This window comes from Nitrospira marina (assembly GCF_059568365.1).
Genome location: NZ_JCANTH010000001.1, coordinates 1,074,509 through 1,091,660 on the forward strand (window position 1 = coordinate 1,074,509; position 17,152 = coordinate 1,091,660).

Annotated in this window: 13 protein-coding genes, 2 pseudogenes and 1 riboswitch; of the genes and pseudogenes, 5 read left to right on the top strand and 10 right to left on the bottom strand. The window is 50.3% G+C overall.

Annotated elements, in window-relative coordinates:
• Positions 1-22 precede the first annotated feature (22 nt).
• Positions 23-2,134, top strand: a complete 2,112-nt coding sequence (locus LX98_RS04465; protein WP_496427752.1) for a response regulator — start codon at positions 23-25, stop codon at positions 2,132-2,134.
• Here the strand turns inward: LX98_RS04465 and LX98_RS04470 are convergent.
• A pseudogene (locus LX98_RS04470) lies at positions 2,131-2,424 on the bottom strand (glutaminase); the annotation flags it as partial. The gene LX98_RS04465 and the pseudogene LX98_RS04470 sit on opposite strands and share 4 nt — an antisense overlap.
• 330 nt (positions 2,425-2,754) lie before the next feature.
• Positions 2,755-3,171 carry a DUF5069 domain-containing protein gene (locus LX98_RS04475; RefSeq protein ID WP_496427753.1) on the bottom strand — a complete coding sequence of 139 codons (417 nt, stop codon included), beginning with the start codon at positions 3,169-3,171 and terminating at the stop codon, positions 2,755-2,757.
• Positions 3,172-3,614: 443 nt separating this feature from the next.
• Between LX98_RS04475 and LX98_RS04480 the strand changes: the two genes are divergently transcribed.
• Positions 3,615-3,755, top strand: a complete 141-nt coding sequence (locus LX98_RS04480) for a hypothetical protein (protein ID WP_496427754.1) — start codon at positions 3,615-3,617, stop codon at positions 3,753-3,755.
• Positions 3,756-3,828: 73 nt separating this feature from the next.
• Positions 3,829-4,272 (top strand): CBS domain-containing protein, encoded by a 444-nt coding sequence (locus LX98_RS04485; RefSeq protein ID WP_496427755.1) that lies wholly within the window; start codon positions 3,829-3,831, stop codon positions 4,270-4,272.
• 22 nt (positions 4,273-4,294) lie between these two features.
• On the opposite strand, the gene LX98_RS04490 is transcribed toward LX98_RS04485, so the two are convergent.
• From LX98_RS04490 to LX98_RS04510, 5 genes and pseudogenes are all read right to left on the bottom strand, one after another.
• Positions 4,295-7,357 (bottom strand): PAS domain S-box protein, encoded by a 3,063-nt coding sequence (locus LX98_RS04490; protein WP_496427756.1) that lies wholly within the window; start codon positions 7,355-7,357, stop codon positions 4,295-4,297.
• Positions 7,358-7,372: 15 nt separating this feature from the next.
• Complete coding sequence (locus tag LX98_RS04495; RefSeq protein WP_496427757.1) at positions 7,373-7,834, bottom strand: response regulator; 462 nt, start codon at positions 7,832-7,834, stop codon at positions 7,373-7,375.
• The gene (locus LX98_RS04500) at positions 7,821-9,401 is read right to left on the bottom strand and encodes an ATP-binding protein (RefSeq protein ID WP_496427758.1); all 1,581 of its coding nucleotides are present in this window, start codon (positions 9,399-9,401) and stop codon (positions 7,821-7,823) included. The genes LX98_RS04495 and LX98_RS04500 overlap by 14 nt, the downstream gene beginning before the upstream one ends.
• Before the next feature lie 870 nt (positions 9,402-10,271).
• A complete protein-coding gene (locus LX98_RS04505) occupies positions 10,272-10,619 on the bottom strand; it encodes a DUF488 family protein, N3 subclade (protein WP_496430565.1) in 348 nt (115 codons plus the stop codon).
• Between the two features lie 69 nt (positions 10,620-10,688).
• A pseudogene (locus LX98_RS04510) lies at positions 10,689-11,267 on the bottom strand (DNA-3-methyladenine glycosylase I); the annotation flags it as partial.
• Positions 11,268-11,492: 225 nt separating this feature from the next.
• On the opposite strand from LX98_RS04510, the gene LX98_RS04515 reads away from it, so the two are divergent.
• Positions 11,493-12,005 carry a hypothetical protein gene (locus tag LX98_RS04515; RefSeq protein WP_496427759.1) on the top strand — a complete coding sequence of 171 codons (513 nt, stop codon included), beginning with the start codon at positions 11,493-11,495 and terminating at the stop codon, positions 12,003-12,005.
• Between the two features lie 244 nt (positions 12,006-12,249).
• Here the strand turns inward: LX98_RS04515 and LX98_RS04520 are convergent, their stop codons facing one another.
• The 3 genes from LX98_RS04520 to LX98_RS04530 all read right to left on the bottom strand — a co-directional run bounded on the left by LX98_RS04520 (position 12,250) and on the right by LX98_RS04530 (position 16,703).
• Positions 12,250-12,615 (bottom strand): cupin domain-containing protein, encoded by a 366-nt coding sequence (locus LX98_RS04520; RefSeq protein WP_312643102.1) that lies wholly within the window; start codon positions 12,613-12,615, stop codon positions 12,250-12,252.
• An 801-nt stretch (positions 12,616-13,416) separates the two neighbouring features.
• Positions 13,417-16,014, bottom strand: a complete 2,598-nt coding sequence (locus LX98_RS04525; protein ID WP_496427760.1) for an Ig-like domain-containing protein — start codon at positions 16,012-16,014, stop codon at positions 13,417-13,419.
• A 67-nt stretch (positions 16,015-16,081) separates the two neighbouring features.
• Positions 16,082-16,163, bottom strand: a riboswitch (cyclic di-GMP riboswitch).
• 390 nt (positions 16,164-16,553) lie between these two features.
• Positions 16,554-16,703, bottom strand: a complete 150-nt coding sequence (locus tag LX98_RS04530) for a hypothetical protein (RefSeq protein ID WP_496427761.1) — start codon at positions 16,701-16,703, stop codon at positions 16,554-16,556.
• Between the two features lie 268 nt (positions 16,704-16,971).
• Here LX98_RS04530 and LX98_RS04535 point away from each other — a divergent pair, with 268 nt between their 5' ends.
• Positions 16,972-17,145, top strand: a complete 174-nt coding sequence (locus LX98_RS04535; RefSeq protein WP_496427762.1) for a hypothetical protein — start codon at positions 16,972-16,974, stop codon at positions 17,143-17,145.
• Positions 17,146-17,152: the final 7 nt, after the last annotated feature.

Consider the following 17,152-nt stretch of genomic DNA (forward strand, 5'->3'; position numbering starts at 1 on the left):
GATAGATAATCGGGAAATATCCATGCCTTCCAAACGTAAACTGTCTCTGGCCAAATACGTTCCTTCAGGTAAGGAGGAAATATTACAGCAACGGTTGAAGGAAGCGGAAGACACGCTCCAGGCAATCCGTGAAGGAGGGGTGGATGCCCTCATCGTCGAAACGGGGGAGGGGGATCAGGTTTTTACCCTCAAGAGCGCCGACTATCCGTACCGACTCATCATCGATAATATGATTCAAGGGGCGGTGATTTTTGATGATGGCGGGATTATTTTTTATGCGAACGCCACATTTGCCGGAATGGTCAATCACTCCCATCAGGAGCTGTTCGGCTATTCGCTCGACTCATTTATTGTTGAAGAAGATCGGGAGTTTTTTAATACTCTGTCTTCTTCCCATTCCCACTCCGCCGGGGGAACGGGGACTATTCGTTTGGTGCCCAAAGATCGACATGATCTTGCCGTGTTTGTCGGTCTTATCTCCATTAAGATTGATAACCAGTATTTGCATTGTGCGATTTTGACCGACCTGACGGAACAGAAAAAATACGACCGGGCCCTGGTGGAGGAAAAATTTTCCAGAATGATTCTGGAACAAACGGGTGAAGCGGTGGTTGTGTGTGAACCGTCCGGCCGAATTATTCGCAGTAGTCGTGCGACCGATAGACTCGTTCAGCAATCCACACTCCATACTTGGTTTCATGAGAAATTCCAATTTATGTCCTCTATCACCGGAATGCCTGCCTGCGGAAGTGAGCCATGGAATGAAGGGAGGAATGTGATCGAGGACGTGATTGGAGGAAGGACGCTCCATGGGGTGGAAGTGACGTTGCACGTTGCCAACAGAACCGTGCCGTTGCTCCTCAGTGGCCGACCCCTGCTGGATGAAGACGAGAATACGATCGGGGCCATCATTACGATGGTGGATATTACCGAGCAAAAAAAGGCTGAACAGGCTTTGAAGCATTTAAACGATTCCCTTGAACAACGTATCGTGGAACGCACGCGTGACTTGCTGAGTTATCAAAAACATCTCCGGGAGATGACGTCGGAGCTTGTCGTGACGGAACAGCGGGAACGTCGACGTCTGGCCAATGAACTTCACGATTATCTTGCCCAATTAATCGTTGTCTGTCGCATGAAACTTGCCCAACTGAATCGGGCAGGGTGGGCTCCAGAATTGAAAACGAACATCGAGGACATCGATAAAATCCTGACGGATTCCCTTGAGTACACCAGGACCCTCATTGCGGAGCTCAGTCCCAGTATTTTGTATGAATTGGGGATTGTGCCTGCCCTGTTCTGGCTTGGAGGGCAATTTGAACGACATGATCTTCATGTGGATGTCCAGGAGGAAGATAAGGATATTTCACTCCCGGAAGATCATGCCATATTTGTGTTTCAGGCTGTACGGGAACTTCTCTTCAATATCCTGAAGCATGCCGACACGAAACACGCCACGATTGCACTCAAGAAGACCGCACCTCACGGACTGCAAGTGAAGGTGGAGGATGCCGGAAGAGGATTCCAGTTCTCAAGCGAATCGCATGATCTTGCCAGGCCCGGAAAATTCGGACTTTTCAGTATCCGTGAGCGTGTCGAAGCCTTGGGGGGGGACATTCAGATCGAGTCAAAACCGGGGGAGGGGACCTGCATCACACTTCATGTTCCTTATGATTCTCTCACTCCATCAGAAATTTCTGATTGCCGGTCGGGTCCCTTGACCTTCATGGGATCTCAGTCTTCCACCACGACACGGGAGAAGGGAATCCGAATTCTCCTCGTCGACGATCATGCCCTTGTGAGGCAAGGCATGCGGGGATTATTGGAGGTTCAACCGGATTTTCTTGTTGTGGGAGAGGCACAAAATGGTCTCGAAGCCATTGAAAACACACGAACGCTTCACCCGGATATTATAGTGATGGACGTGAATATGCCAAAGATGAATGGCATTGAGGCGACCCGAAACATTGTGCGGGAATTCCCCTCGATGCCTATTATCGGCCTGTCTGTCCAGGAAGATAAACACGTACAAGGACTCATGCTGGAAGCGGGAGCTACCCTGTATTTGACCAAAAATGGCATTGCCAGCCAACTCGTCGAGGGCATTCGTCGTCTGGTTCTTCGTTCCTCTTAGTCTCCTAAACGAATGCCGGGCATCGGCTTCATCCGCCCGTACAAACTGCCATCATCACGAATCAGAAAATAGAAAACCACGATTGTGGCGGTAAATGTTTCGAGTTCGTATGGAACTGCGAATGAATTGCCCTTTTCGTTGAGTCCGGGAGACCATACGGCAACCGTTGGCCGGTTTGAGATCTTCCCGAAAATTTCCCCACCCACGCCATCTTTTCCCGGCAACCCGACATTGAAGGCAGACTTTCCCGCCGTATCATAAGTCCTGCAGGTCAGCCTAAGGGTCTTCCCTCTCTTAGCTTGACTCTAGGTGAGGACCTGCTGATTGGTCCAAAAACCATGCCCATTATTGGGTAAAAAGAGAAAGCCTTTGAAATGCTTTGAGTTGAGATGGGCTCTAATGTCTGTCCTAGCTGGGACTTTTCCCCCAAGGGTGTGGGTAGTCATTCCAAAACTTTGAGGGGGACACCGACGCCAGTTGGGGGGATCTAGGTGTGACGGCTCCGCATGGTAACAGGTGCAGAATTTTTTGATGAATGTCATCCAAAATGGTGTGATCGTTCATGCAGGTGATCCATGAGTTTTGGGTGTGGTGCCATAACACCCAGGCAGGGAGCGGAATTACGGGGCTTCATCCTGTTCGATCATGTCAAAAAGACTGTTCACGGGTTCTTTGATGGATTTGGGATAGACAAACCATTTTATGAGATGGCGCACAAAGGAGACAGGATAGCCTGGAGTGCCTAGCTTGGGGGCAAAGTCATTCCAAGTCGAAATAGTTGAGGAATGTACCCCCGGCTGACTGAGGAACCACCGTTCCAGGTCTTGGTCCGAATGAGTTTCTATGACGGCATTGCGAAATTGACGAAAAGACAGCCTGAAGTGTCGAAGGAAATAGCCGTCAATTCCAATTGGACTGCCCAAAGACAAGCGGTAGAGGAGCGGAAAGTTCCCCTCTTGAGAAGCCCGCACTTTATCCGCCATACGGGCGAGCCAACAACAACCCGCTAACGTCTCTTGTGGGCGACGAAGTTTCATTCTGAGTTGAGTGAAAGGACACGTAGGAAATCTTACCTCATTTTCGTCGGGGAGGGATATTCTCGTGGACCATGTCATCCGGGATCTTCAAGAATTTACCGGAATGCTCAGAAACATGCCAGAGGTTTTTCTCATGGTTCTGGTCGTGGCCTTTTTCCTCAGGGAACTTTCCCTTTCATTCTGCCCCTGTTTCCCCAAAATGAGGCGCTTTACTTTTATTCAAAAAAAGCGCATGGTAGAAAAATACCAAAAAAATCGAGGTCGTCATGGGGTAAATCGTTCATTCTTCACCCGATCGAAAGTGATCCATACCAAGGCCTTCCGGGATGCATATGTCCGGAAGGCCTTCGTGTTTTTATTATGGGGAAAACATGAACAATTTTAAGGACTAACATTGAATTCTTTGAGTGAAGGGTGGTCGAGGAACGGAAGGAGGTGAGACCATGCGAAAAGAGTTTCCGGGCTGGATGATGATGAAACTGTGGTTATTCAGCCCCCGTTTGGCTGCTTGGGGGGAAGGAATGGTTGAAGGTCTTATTTTTAGCCTCATGGCCTTGGGAATGTGGAGAGTGGTGTTGGATTGAAGGATCTGTGGTGCCTGGTTGTTCTTTCAACACAGACGCTCACCCGATTTCCCTGTCGAAGGAGGAATGGATTATGCGACGCGTTGATTACATTGTCGGGGCTCGTGACTTTAAGGGACTGATTGCCGAGCAATTCATGCAAGATGCCGTGTATGCCTATCATCCTGATGATTCAGCAGAAACATTGGCGCAGACGATGACCGAGGAGGGTTTTGGGAGTGTGCCGATTGTCGACCGTGACCAGCATTTGCTTGGGATTGTCAGCGAATTCGATCTTCTCCATGCAATTAAGGAGGAGCGGTCTTTGGCAGGCGTCCCGGCGAGTGACTTGATGACTCCTGCCCCGGTGACAGTAAAACGGGAGACGCCGGCTATGGAGATTATTGATCGATTGGAAGGGAGACATTTGATCCGAATGCCGGTGGTGGATGAGGAGGGAAAACTCCTTGGTGTCGTCGCAAGACGGGATATCCTTCTCGGGTATCTGAACGCGACACGACAGACAAAAGTGTTTTAGAAGTGAAGCCTGAGGTTATTAGTTATACCCTAGGAATTTCGGGTTTGGAATGTGACAGGATGTGGGTCAGCGTTTGGCTCAGTTGATCCAATAAGATGGGCTTATAGAGGAATGCGGTAATCCCCTGTTCCAAAGAATTGTCCTTGTCAATCGTATGACTGAACCCCGTACAAAGGATGATTGGCATATCGGGGCGTACTTTGAGGATTTCTCGAGACAACTGGTCTCCTCCAAGTCTGGGCATTGTTTGATCGGTGATGAGACAGTCGAATCCGTGGGGTTTCATGCGAAATTCTTCAAGGGCTTCCAAGGGATTCGTCCGGACCGTGACGGTATAGCCCAGATGCTCCAGAAATTCTTTCAAGACTTCGGTAATTGATATTTCATCATCCACAATCAGCACGTGTCCATATCCGGGACTGATGTTGGAAGACTTTGAATGAAGGGAGGAGTCGGTGGGGACCTGGTACTCGGGGATGGCGATGAGAAAGGTGGTTCCGTCCTTTTTGGAAGATTTTACCGAAATGTGTCCTCGGAGATTTTCTACAATGCCATGTACCACGGACAATCCCATTCCGGTTCCTTCTCCCACGGGTTTGGTGGTGAAGAACGGGTCGAAAATTTTTGGAAGGATATGGTCGGGAATCCCAGGACCGGAGTCACTGACGACGATCTGCACATACCTTCCGGGAATCAGTGTCGGTGGGAATTGAAAGTCGCCTTTTTCAATGATGATGGCATGAAGGTCGATGGTCAGGGTTCCGCCATGCGGGCGAAGGGCATGTTCCGCATTCGAACAGAGGTTCATGATGATTCGATGAATTTGAACGGGGTCGGCAAATACCATATTCATGTTGTGATGAATTCCAAAATGCAACTCAATGTTTGAGGGAAAGGTGGCCCGGAGAAGAGCAAGCGATTCTTCGATAACCGGGCCCAGATCGACCGGGCGAGGATGGTGTTCGGTTTGCCGGCTGAAGGTGAGGATTTGCTGGATGAGATCCCGCCCGCGTTTCCCCGCGATTCCGATTTGCTCAAAATATTTGTATGCGGGATCGCCTTTCGGGTGTTTCCATGTCCCCATTTCTGCCCATCCGAGAATCGCCATCAGGATATTATTGAAATCGTGGGCGATTCCCCCTGCCAGGGTTCCGATTGATTCCATTTTTTGTGTCTGTCTCACATGCTGTTCCAGACGTTTTTGCTCGGTGAGATCTCTCCATATGGCGGTCACGCCTGAAATCGAGCCGTCCGACTCTACATAGGGATTCAGCCTCACCTCCATGAAACGCACGTTTTCTTCAGGAAAGGTCACATGCTGATGAAAGCAGACGACTCGCCCTTTTCGACAGTCATCTAAATGGCTTTGGAGCTGAGATTCAAATAGTTCCGTCCCTACAAAATCCCGAATGTGACGACCGGTAATTTCCCGCGCAGGAAGATTGAAATATTCACAAAATCCATGATTCACGGCTTGCAGGCAATTCTTCTCATCTAAAAAGCAGAGAAAGTCGGAACTGGTTGACACAATTTGTTCATACCGACGGAGCGCTTTGGTTGCGTGATACCGCTGGGTGATATCCCGCGCAACGGCATAGATGGTTTTTTCCTGAAGCTGGGGAGTGGCGCGCCATTCCAGCCAAAGGTAATTGCCACGGATATCACGGATGCGGTTCTGGAAATCCACCACATCTTTCTCTTCAGCGAGTTGATGGAAGGCTGCCTGGGTGGATATCCGGTCATCCGGATGAGTGAAAAAGATCAATGGTTGGGATAGCAGTTCTTCCTGGGTGTATCCAAGAAGTTTTTCGAAGGCAGGATTGGTTTTTTTCAGATACCCGTCAATGCCGATACTACACATGAGATCCAGGGAGAGGAAAAAAATGTGATCCCGTTGAATTTCCGCCTTGAATTGGCCGGTGACATCAATTGATACTCCTCCCAGTATCGGTGGACGGTCATGTTGGAGAATAGGAAATTTGCAGGTCAAATACTGATGGAGGCCGTCATTGAGTGGAATGTCCTCGATGATTTCCAGGGATTGACCATGAGAGAGCACCCAGTCATCATCGTATTGGAGCTTTGCCGCCGTGTCGGGAGGTAAGACGTCGTGAACGGTTTTGCCTATCCAGTTTTTGAGATCAATGTTGAACACCTGTTCAAATTCCGGATTCAGATATGTTAAACGATACTGTTCGTCTTTCATATAGGCCAAACCCGGAAGATGGGCCATGAACTGTGCAAAGCGTTCCTCGCTGGCCTGAAGGGCTTCTGACATCGTGGTGCGGTCGGTAATATCTTCAGCCAGCCGGGTGATCCGATACGGATGTCCCCCTTGATTGTGATTGATGAGGCCGCGTTCACGGATCCAGCGTGTCGACCCGTCTAATTTCACGATTCGATAAATTTCGTTATATTCTCCGCTGATATTCAATTTCAAATAGGCGTTCCCGATACGGTCCCGATCTTCGGGATGAAGGGCTTCAAGCCAGTCCAACGGGTTGTGAGCGAGCTGAAGAGCCGGGCGGTCCCAAATCCGTTCATAGGTCGGGCTGACATACAATAATCTTCTTGGTTCTTGAAAGTCGGTCAGCCAGAAAATCCCCTGAAAGTGCTCCATGAATTGGTGAAACCGTTCCTGGGCTTCTTTGAGTGACAATTCCAATAACTCATTTTTAATTTTCAAGCGATGATGCTGGATGACTTCCGTCACTAGCGCCGGCAATAAGTCCAAGTAGTCGCTCTCGGACGCTTTGACCAAATAGTCATTCACTCCGGCTTTGAAGGCTTCAATGGCAATCTGTTCGGATCCATTGCCTGTTAAGAGAATAAACGGAGATACGCATTTCATCTGCCGCAGGGTGCGAAACAGCGTGAGGCCATCCATGCCTGGGAGCTTGAAGTCGGCGATGATGACGTCAAATTTTGAAGGAGCGTGTTCCAGATGGCGAATGGCTTCCTCCGCACTTTCACATTCAAGAAGGGTATGCACGTCCTTCTTCAGGGAACGGCGGATCGCGATTCGTTCATGGGAATTGTCTTCGATGAGGAGAGCTGATAATCCGGATTCCTGGACTGGGGACATGGGCTACCCGTTCGTTTAGGCTGTTAATGGCTTGGCATAGGGTTCCACGCAACTCCAGAACGTCCGCAGGGATTTTAGGAGATTGGCGAAGTTGGCGTACCCGACCGGTTTTTTGAGGAACGCCGTACAACCATATTCATATCCTTTGTTCCGGTCGGTTTCGAGGGTTGAATTCGTGAGAATGATGACCGGTAGAAATCGGAACTGATCGTTCGCCCGAATCGTTTTGAGAACCTGATGGCCATCCAGCTTTGGAAGTTTGAGGTCCAGAAGGATGAGGTCAGGATCAGGAAAGATGTTCGATTCCAGATACTTTCCTTGATGAAACAGGTATTCCAGACATTCTTCGCCATCCGACACGATATGCAGATGATTCCCAAAGCCGAATTGTTCCCAGGCACGTTTGGTGGCCAGGACATCGTGGGGATTATCTTCCGCCATTAAAATCGTTAAATTCCTGGTTTCATGCATCATCATAATTTTCTCCAATCGGTACCGTAAATGAAAAAAGGCTGCCTTTGCCCAATTCGGACTTCACGCGGATTTCTCCGCCAAGTCTGCTCACCGCATTTTTGACAATAGCCAAGCCGATGCCGGTCCCCTCATATTCCCGGGTCGTATGCAATCGTTCAAAGACCTGGAAAATTTTATCCTGGTAGGGTTCAGAGATCCCAATGCCATTGTCCTCGACGGTGAAGGTGATCACGCCATGAGGTTCCTGCCTCCAATTCATGTTCAGAACTTTTGGGGAGGAGTGGTTGAATTTGACTCCATTGGCAAGGAGGTTCTGGAAAATCTGTTTCAGCAGATGTTCATGGCCAAGGACTGTTGGCCATTCAGCTGGTTGCTGGATTTTCACGTCTTCGTCGAAATTCAGCAGGAAAAGCGTTTTGGCAATGATGTTCCCGACATGACAGACCTGCGGAACAGAATCTTTGATATTTAAACGGGAAAGTTCAAGGAGATCGGAGACGAGCTCTTCTGCCTCGCATACGGCGGTGGTAATGCCATTCAAGTACTCGGTTTGTTCGGAGGAAACCGTTGTGGACAAGTCTTCCAGCAGAAAATCCGCATAATTATGAATTGCTCTCAAGGGTGTTCGTAAATCGTGTGAAACGGCATAGTTATAGGCCTCCAGTTCCTGATTCTGGTTGGCTAGTTGTTGATTGAGGCGTTTGAGCTCGGCTTCGTGTTGTTTTCTGGCTGAAATGTCCACGATTGAACTGAGGACCATGAACCCGTCCGGTGTGTTGATGGGGTTTAGGCCGATTTCTACGGGGAACTCAGTCCCGTCTTTGCGGCGGGCAAATAGGTCCCGTCCGGCGCCCATGGCCCGGCTACTTGGATGATGGAAAAAGTCAGCCCGATGTTGGAAATGTTCCTTCTGATATCGATGCGGGACGAGCATATCGATAGAGTGATCCACTAATTCATGTTGTGCGTACCCAAAGAGGGTTTCGATTAATTTATTGGCAAAGATGACCTTGCCGAGATGATCCACAATCAACATCCCGCTCGGGAAGGCATCAACCAGCACACGAAGCCGACGTTCCTTGTCTTCCAAATTATTTTTGGTCAGTTTCAAATCCTCGAGGAGAACAGACATCGTTTGGTTTTGCTCTTTGAGTTCCTTCGTCTGCAAGCCATATTTCATTTCGAGATCTTCTTTGACCGTCTGGAGTGCCTGTCGGGAAGAGATATTTTTCAAGGTCATATATCCAGTTACCAAAACACAAAGAGTCGATAGGGAGCGATTAATAACGGCTGTTTCATATCCTAGCCTTGAAATAGAGCCCCAATAGCCGAGAATAATTAAAAACATTGCGCCGATTATCGCGATTCTTGTAGTCCAGAGATGGTTGAGGGGGAAAGTGGCCACGACAACCAGAATGTACAGACTACCCATTCCGACCCCTAGCGGGGTCAGGCAATCCGCCACGAAGATCCCCAATGCCAGTCCCACAATGAGAGCCTTCTGAAGATGTGGCTGTGGCATTCCGGCTGTGACGGTGGGAATCCCCATGGTCAGAGATTTAAATGACATGTTATTGACTCGCTTTTTCCATTGGTCCATACAATGAATGAGTCATAACAGGAAGCCCGGGATGATTCGATGCACGGGGGAAATTGATTTCAGGGGATCGCCTTATCCGGACTGCCGGAGCTGGATCTGATGGCAGCCTGAACCCTCCGAACATCATCACTGGAGGTAGTTTATGGCGCAGAAACTGGACGAAACGGTTCATGCTCGGCGCACCACAGGGCCATAATGTGGAGTCCTCACGCAGGACTCGTTTTGGTCAAAAGATGAACACCACCATCCTTCGACCTTTGGTTAATGATGACTTAAGGAAATGACGAATGCGCACCTGAGAAAAATGATTGTTCTATCAAGCCGATTTTTGAGAAGAAGGTTGAATTTGCCGGTACATTGGCAAACCCTCGATCTTAATGCTCCTTTCCATGAGCAATGGGATCGAACTTATGACATCTCTCGACATGATAAAAATAAGGCAGGATGAATGGGAATTAAGAATAATTTAAATAATGCGAAATAGTAACGATTTTTTTTATTATTCGCAAGGAACATGCATTCAATACAAGAAGGCAAACTTGCTAAAAGATTTCTTATGGGAGAAGGGCGAGTGAAGGAAAAGCCTGCCAGGATCGAAAGGGGGATTCTCCCGGCAGGGATTGAATCTCACAATGGTTTAACAATATTTGAACGAAGGCCGTGTTGGACCAGAGACGCGTATCTCCGACGTCATGCCCCATGGCATTGCCACGGGTTTAACTTCTTGGTAAGAGACGTTGACTAAACCGGCCACACAGTCGACTCCGTATCCTGTGAGATCCTTCTGAGGAACCGCCTTCATGTGGTTTGGTTCAAAAGCCATGGAAGGATACAAGCCCCTCATCTAAAGTGACGGGAGAGATAGGCTTTCAGGGCGACCGCATTATTGAATTTCTCGTTCTTGGCCCCAAAAAGAATAGTTACCGGGCTATATCGGACTCGTCGCCAAAGGTCCTCAACGGCGTTGATATTCTGATCAAGCTCAATGAAATACCGTGTCTGAAATTCTTGCCAGCGGGCCGGGTCATGCCGGAACCAGCTACGCAGTCTTGTTGACGGGGCAAGATCTTTTTGCCACAGATTGACGTGAGCCGCTTCTTTTGAAAGTCCACGTGGCCACAGCCGATCAATGAGAATCCGACATCCGTCATCTGGGGCAGGGGCGTCGTATACTCGTTTGATCCTGATGGTCGAGGGGGCTGCTGCTCGGGAATGGCCCGTTCCTTGAAAATTCGTCTGCGCCGAATGTTTTGAGGGATGTCGAAAGCAATCCGTTGTATGGTCATTGACCAATCCGGCCGCTTGCATGTGAGCGTAGATCACGGTACTCCCCACAAATTTAAAACCACGCTTCTTGAGATCTTTAGAAAGAGCATCGCTTTCAGGGGTTGTGGCCGGGACTTGAGACATGGTGTTCCAATAATTCAGCTTGGGTGCCCCCCCGACAAATTCCCATATATAGTGATCAAAGGTGCCGAACTCCTCCTGCACCTTCAGGAAGGCTCGGGCATTGGTAATGGCGGATTCAATTTTAAGGCGATTTCGGATGATCCCGGTATCTTGAAGGAGTGCCGTCTTTTTTCTGTTATCAAATTTGGCCACTTTCAAGGGATCGAATCCGGCAAACGCCCGGCGGTACCCTTCCCGGCGTAACAGGATCGTCGACCAGGACAGCCCCGCCTGCGCACCTTCCAATGTCAGCATTTCAAAATGGCGGTGGTCTGTGTGGACAGGAATTCCCCATTCTTCATCATGATAGGAAATGAAGTGGGGTTTCGTTCCCACCCATCCACAACGGATGGGTTCTTGAGCCGGTAAGTGTGGGGTGCGTCCCATGGAAAATTTCTTGCTCTCTCGGAAGACTGGTGCGCCTGAACCTTTTCTATTAGCTATAAGTTGAAAGAAATGTGAGCATGTGGTGTGTGGGAAAGGCTACGAATTTCTGCCCATCCTGTCAACGAATATGAGGGATCACATAGATTAGGACTGGGAGGTTGTCCGTTGTCGGATTTTGGAATGCCATGATACAATAACATTGTATCTTCACAGAGGAGGGGAATCATGCATCCATTGATTTTACAACGACTGACAAGGTCTTTTCGATCAAGAGGGTGGGTCCCATCCGTCTGCATGTGGGGAATCGGGTTGTGGGTGGTGATGAGTGGTTCGCACGTCATCGCTCAAGCACCCAATGTTCCCTGGGAATGCTCCGAATACTCCGGTGAGGCTCAAACTCGATGTATGCATGTGTTGCTGGAGCTTCAACAAAATCGCATTGCCAGGATAGAAGCACAACTCAATGCCCAGGAGAGGACTGTGCAAGACCTCAAAAAGAAGGTGGACCGTCAGGAATCGTTCGCCTCTCGTGACGCTCGGGTTTATAAAAAAGCTCCACGATACTCACGGCCTCCCTATGTCCCCCCCTATGCCTATGCGCCGTTGCGGCCATTCGGAATCTATCTTCAGCCTCCCTGGACCGCTTCACAATATTATGGGTTTGGTTCGGGATATTGGGGACAGCCAGGCCTGTCATTTAATTTCCGATATGGCAGAGGCCATAGGCATAGACATTAATCGGTCTCGACATTTCCATTTTGTGTCTAGGGCTTGTGTTGTTTCAGAGGGGGTGAGTTTTCGATCAATCCCTTATTCACCAAACTGTCCCTTCTGCACATGGCGAGTGGTGGCACTTCCCAATCCACATTATGGAGTAACGCGTCCCCTTTTGCTCTTGCATTATTGGATTTGGGATTATCCAGTCCAACTCCTTCTGATGCGTCGACTTAATGAAACCGAGCCGGTGTGAATCGGCAAAGATTCACGAGGGATCGCGATGCACGGTCTCCGGGGAAAAGGCCTGGGTACACACCGCGATATACTCAGCTCCCTCAGGGCCAGGGGTGCTGTATCGGACCCATTCATTGCGATAGGCGATGACCGCCTGACCGGCATTCACCTCAATCACCCCTTCTTTGGTTTCCACCCGTAATTGACCGGACAGGACGAGCGTATATTCATCGAATTCCGGTGTCTGGCCGGGCTCTTCCCATCCGGAAGGACTTTGCATTCGCGCAATGCTGATCTGGTCTGTGCCGCTATTGACCCGTCCGATAAATTCATCGATGAGTTTGGGTTTATTCCCTGCAGGTTTAATTCTTGTGGGTTGCTCGATCAGTTTAGCCATACTGTTTGATTGACCTCCTGTTCGTGAATTGAAGGGCGCATCGACAGGGGACTTTCCCTCGTCAAAATTTTTCCCAGGTTTAATGGCCTGCCATTGGCCTCATTTTTGTTGCACGCTTGACTGATTGATATCGTACTTGCCATAAATTTGCCATATGTCCAACGAAACTTCTGTACCCTGGACGAACCAATATAATGATAGGTCGCCCGGGATGGAGAAAACAATGTGAAGTCGTTGGATTTCTATATCAAAAGATGAAATCGCAAAATCGCTAAACACTCAATATTTCATCTCAAGAAAAACTTTTGAAATCATTTTACAGGTCAAAACAAAACAGTCCAACTAGTGCCCAATTTAGAATAGCCTCGGAAACCATCTGGCAGCAAGAAAGAGGTGGGTTCAAGTTCGAAGTGCCACGCCTTCTGTAGGATACTCTGTGGCTATGAGGAAATGGTGTGGTATCCTGATAAAACCTTAACTTTGTCTGTCAAAATTAATCTATACGCTATTTAGTTCACAAACAAAGTGTAGTCGATTGTGCCGAGACCTTCCGAGGAATTCTGGGAGCCACCTCCCATCAAACTATGATGGCGGTAAGGCCAATGCCGGACTAGTTGTCGAATGTGTTTTTGCGTATCATTGGAAGCTATATTAGGACCAAGGGGTATGTTGGGTATTCGTGTTCTGCGCGAGGGAGCGGCACGAATGATTATTCCCGGCAGGGGCTTTCTACTAACAGCCTGGCGGGATGGCCCATGAGACCATCCCAGTTCGGCCTTCTTGTGTTTTTAACCTCCGTGTCTACCGAATTTCCCAGTCAGGGGAAGCAGCACCGTAAAAGCCTACGGAACTCCTGGTCAGGCCGTCCATCAACCACACGGCCACCGCGCCGCTCGTTTTATTGCGCCAGATGATATCCGCCTGCCCGTCCGCATTTACATCGTTTACTTGCACAATCTGCCACGTTAAGGCTACACCGCTCAGTGAGCCGGTGGAGGAGGGAGGTGCCGTTCCATTCATCAACCATACGGCGGTGCTGCCATTTGTGTGCCGCCAAATAAGATCTGTTTTGCCGTCACCGTTTAGATCCCCGACTCCGTGAATGTTCCAAAGCGTCGACGCGGTGCCGGGAAAGCCTGTGGAGGCTATGCTCACTCCGTCCATCAACCACACGGCCACCGCCCCGCTCGTTTCATTGCGCCAGATGATATCCGCGTGGTCATCCGCATTCACATCCCCCACTCCCGCGATCTGCCAGGTTAAGGCCACACCGCCCAGTGAGCCGGTGGAGGAGGGAGGCGCCGTCCCATTCATCAACCATACCGCGGTGCTGCCATTCGTGTGGCGCCAAATAAGGTCTGCCTTGCCGTCACCGTTTAGATCCCCGACTCCGTGAATGTCCCAATCCGTCGATGCGGAGCCGGGAAAGCCTGTGGAGGCTATGTTCACGCCGTCCATCAACCACACTGCCACCGCGCCGCTCGTGCTATTATGCCAGACGACATCCGCTTTGCCGTCTCCATTTAGATCCCCCACTCCCTTCAGGGCCCATTCCATAGTTAACTGGCCCAGAAAGCCCGAGTCGGCAACGCTTGTGCCATTGAGCAGCCACCCAGCCACGTGCCCGGTTTTTGTATTCCGCCAGACCAGGTCGGCCTTACCGTCCCCATTCAGATCGTGATGTTGGGGTGAGGGTGGTGTGCTGGTATTGCTCACGATGACCGTGACGGAGGCGGCGGTTTTCGTATTGCCCGCGGCATCGCGGGCGATCGCCGTGAGAGCGTAGGAGCCATCTCGGACGGTGGTAGTATCCCAGCTGGTGCTGTAAGGATTGGTCATATCTTCAGCACCAAGATTGGCGCCCTGGAGCCGGAATTGGACGCCGGTCACGCCGACATTATCGCTGGCGCTGGCGGTGACCGTCACCGTGCCGGAGACGGTGCCCGCACTGGGGGCCGTCAACGTGACCGTCGGGGCGGTCGTATCTGCGGGCGGTGTGCTGGTATTGCTCACCGTGACCGTGACGGAGGCGGCGGTTTTTGTATTGCCCGCCGCATCGCGGGCGATCGCCGTGAGAGTATAGGAGCCATTCGGCACGGTGGTGGTATTCCAGCTGGTGCTATAGGGATTGGTCGTATCTTCGGCGCCTAGGTTGGCGCCCTGGAGCCGGAATTGGACGCCGGTCACGCCGACATTATCGCTGGCGCTGGCGGTGACCGTCACCGTGCCGGAGACGGTGCCCGCATTGGGGGCCGTCAACGTGACCGTCGGGGGCGTGGTATCGGGTGACGCCGGGGTGATCATCACATAATTCAGGATGGTATGTGTAGAAGAAGTCCGAGTCAATTGCAGACTCAATTGCCCATCCGAGACGGTGATGGGATGGTTCGTGATGGTAATGAATTGATTACTGGCAGTCGTCTGGTTGTTAATGGCCGTGATGCCTTCGATCGTAATATGATGTGGGCCTTGCTCATAACTGGGATCGCCGCTGGCTAGCGAAACGAGATAGTCGCCATTTGGGAGATCGTATTTCCAGGTCACACTGGTGCCGGAGTCAAAATGAATGAATGTGTCGAGCCGTTGATCGGTGTGGGCATCCCGCTCGCGGGTGTTGACGAAGGTGGTCCAGCCGTAGCCACGGCTGCTGGTGTAGACACTGCCGTCATCTTTTTGATAGCCACTGGGGACGGATGAGCTGGACGGTTGAAAATTGACGAAGAGGGACGAACCGGAAGGCGGTGGTGGGCTGGTATTGTTCACGGTGACCGTGACGGAGGCGGCGGTTTTTGTATTGCCCGCCGCATCGCGGGCGATCGCCGTGAGAGTATAGGAGCCATTTGGAACGGTGGTAGTATTCCAGCTGGTGCTGTAAGGATTGGTCGTATCTTCGGTGCCGAGATTGGCGCCCTGGAGCCGGAATTGGACGCCGGTCACGCCGACATTATCGCTGGCGCTGGCGGTGACCGTCACCGTACCGGAAACGGTGCCCGCACTGGGGGCCGTCAGCGTGACCGTCGGGGCGGTCGTATCTGGGGGCGGGGTATTTGTGGGTAGAGTAATTGTTGCTTCTGTGGACGGGGTACTTTCATTTCCTGCTGTATCAAATGCTGTTGCAATAAATCCATAGGTTGTGCCCCCACTGAGCCCGGAAACGGTTGTGGAGGGGGAGGATGGATTATTGGGAAATCCTGAAAATATGGGTTGTCCAAAACCTTGAGAAGGTAACGTCCGTTTGTAAATTTTATATCCTGCTAAATCCGATTCGGTATTTGCATTCCAGGTCAGTTGGACAGAGGAGGCCGAATACGCGGGGCTAACAGACAAGCCGAAGAGGAGAAGCATAAGGTGTGCCGTATGCGCGATTACAAAACCCAAGGTGGTGGTTGGTCGGATCATACTCTACTCCTTGTCGTGTTTGGACCGAAGTCCGCATTTTCTCCTCCCCCTATGGATTAGATCTTCCTTCGGTAGCCGGACAATCAGGCGTTACTACCTGACTCCTGGCATTGCGGCCCTACTTCACAGTAGGTGTGCCTTTTCGGGAAGAGGATTGTTTTAACTATGAATGATCAATGTCTGTTTCCCTTCTTTTTTTCCGCACCTCTAAACGGTCTGCCGGACATTTCGGAGAAGTAAAGAAAAACTTTAGCGAAGATGGCGATGCCATTGGGCATTACCGTATTACGGCAAACACGATAAACTAAAGTAATCGAATAGAAGGATCATAGACATTATGAAAAATTTGAATTCTTTCATTTGATATTTACATCCTTATCATTCGAAAAAATATTGATGTCATTGGGCCCTCTGTGAATTGAAAACCGAGTGAATCTGCCAGTTAAAGTTTGACGATATTAACTCTTTTCTATAATTGGGAAGATGCTGGAAATGAAAATGACGTGGAGTTTAGATAAGAAAACCGGATCGGCTGGTCTTTAGCGTTTTGAGAAATACCCGCCTGCTGCGAAATATGTTGGTTCAATCAATACTTCAATGATGAAGGTTTCCTGTGCCTGGCGGGGGCTCTCTGCCGAAATCAAGAAGAATTGAATCATTTGACGGAAGATGAACTCCTGATTATTCATGCATAGTCCAGGAAGAACCAATTGAACGGTGGACAGCAAAGCGACGAGCTGTCCTTGTCTTGCGGATCCTGAAAGGGGAAACCTCGATGGCGGAAGCCGCCAGGCAGCATGACCTGACGGGCAGGGACGTAGGAGACTGGCAGGAGCAGTTCCTTCGTGCCGCGGAAAATGGCTGGCGTCGTCGCCCCAAGGACGAAGAGGCACTGTAAGAAGAGCAGATCAAAAAACTGAAACAAAAGATCGGAGAGTTAGTGGTCGAGAATGACGTGTGACTGGAGGCCTTGACACCATACCCTGTAAGGCGGGAGATGTCCGACGCGAGAGCGCCGCGAGTACGGACATCTTGGAACGAACCGCCTGTCGTCTTCTCCAAGTCAGCCAATCGGCCCGGCATCGGCTGACCAACGGGAAGCGAGCTCGCGCGACGCTCTCTGAGAAATGAGTCGCTC

Coding starts and splice junctions, on each gene's coding strand:
- LX98_RS04480 (WP_496427754.1), top strand. CDS start 3,615: ATGCGAAAAGAGTTTCCGGGCTGGATGATGATGAAACTGTGGTTATTC.
- LX98_RS04490 (WP_496427756.1), bottom strand. CDS start 7,357: ATGTCCCCAGTCCAGGAATCCGGATTATCAGCTCTCCTCATCGAAGAC.
- LX98_RS04495 (WP_496427757.1), bottom strand. CDS start 7,834: ATGATGATGCATGAAACCAGGAATTTAACGATTTTAATGGCGGAAGAT.
- LX98_RS04500 (WP_496427758.1), bottom strand. CDS start 9,401: ATGTCATTTAAATCTCTGACCATGGGGATTCCCACCGTCACAGCCGGA.
- LX98_RS04530 (WP_496427761.1), bottom strand. CDS start 16,703: ATGAATAATCAGGAGTTCATCTTCCGTCAAATGATTCAATTCTTCTTG.
- LX98_RS04485 (WP_496427755.1), top strand. CDS start 3,829: ATGCGACGCGTTGATTACATTGTCGGGGCTCGTGACTTTAAGGGACTG.
- LX98_RS04475 (WP_496427753.1), bottom strand. CDS start 3,171: ATGAAACTTCGTCGCCCACAAGAGACGTTAGCGGGTTGTTGTTGGCTC.
- LX98_RS04520 (WP_312643102.1), bottom strand. CDS start 12,615: ATGGCTAAACTGATCGAGCAACCCACAAGAATTAAACCTGCAGGGAAT.
- LX98_RS04465 (WP_496427752.1), top strand. CDS start 23: ATGCCTTCCAAACGTAAACTGTCTCTGGCCAAATACGTTCCTTCAGGT.
- LX98_RS04515 (WP_496427759.1), top strand. CDS start 11,493: ATGCATCCATTGATTTTACAACGACTGACAAGGTCTTTTCGATCAAGA.
- LX98_RS04525 (WP_496427760.1), bottom strand. CDS start 16,014: ATGATCCGACCAACCACCACCTTGGGTTTTGTAATCGCGCATACGGCA.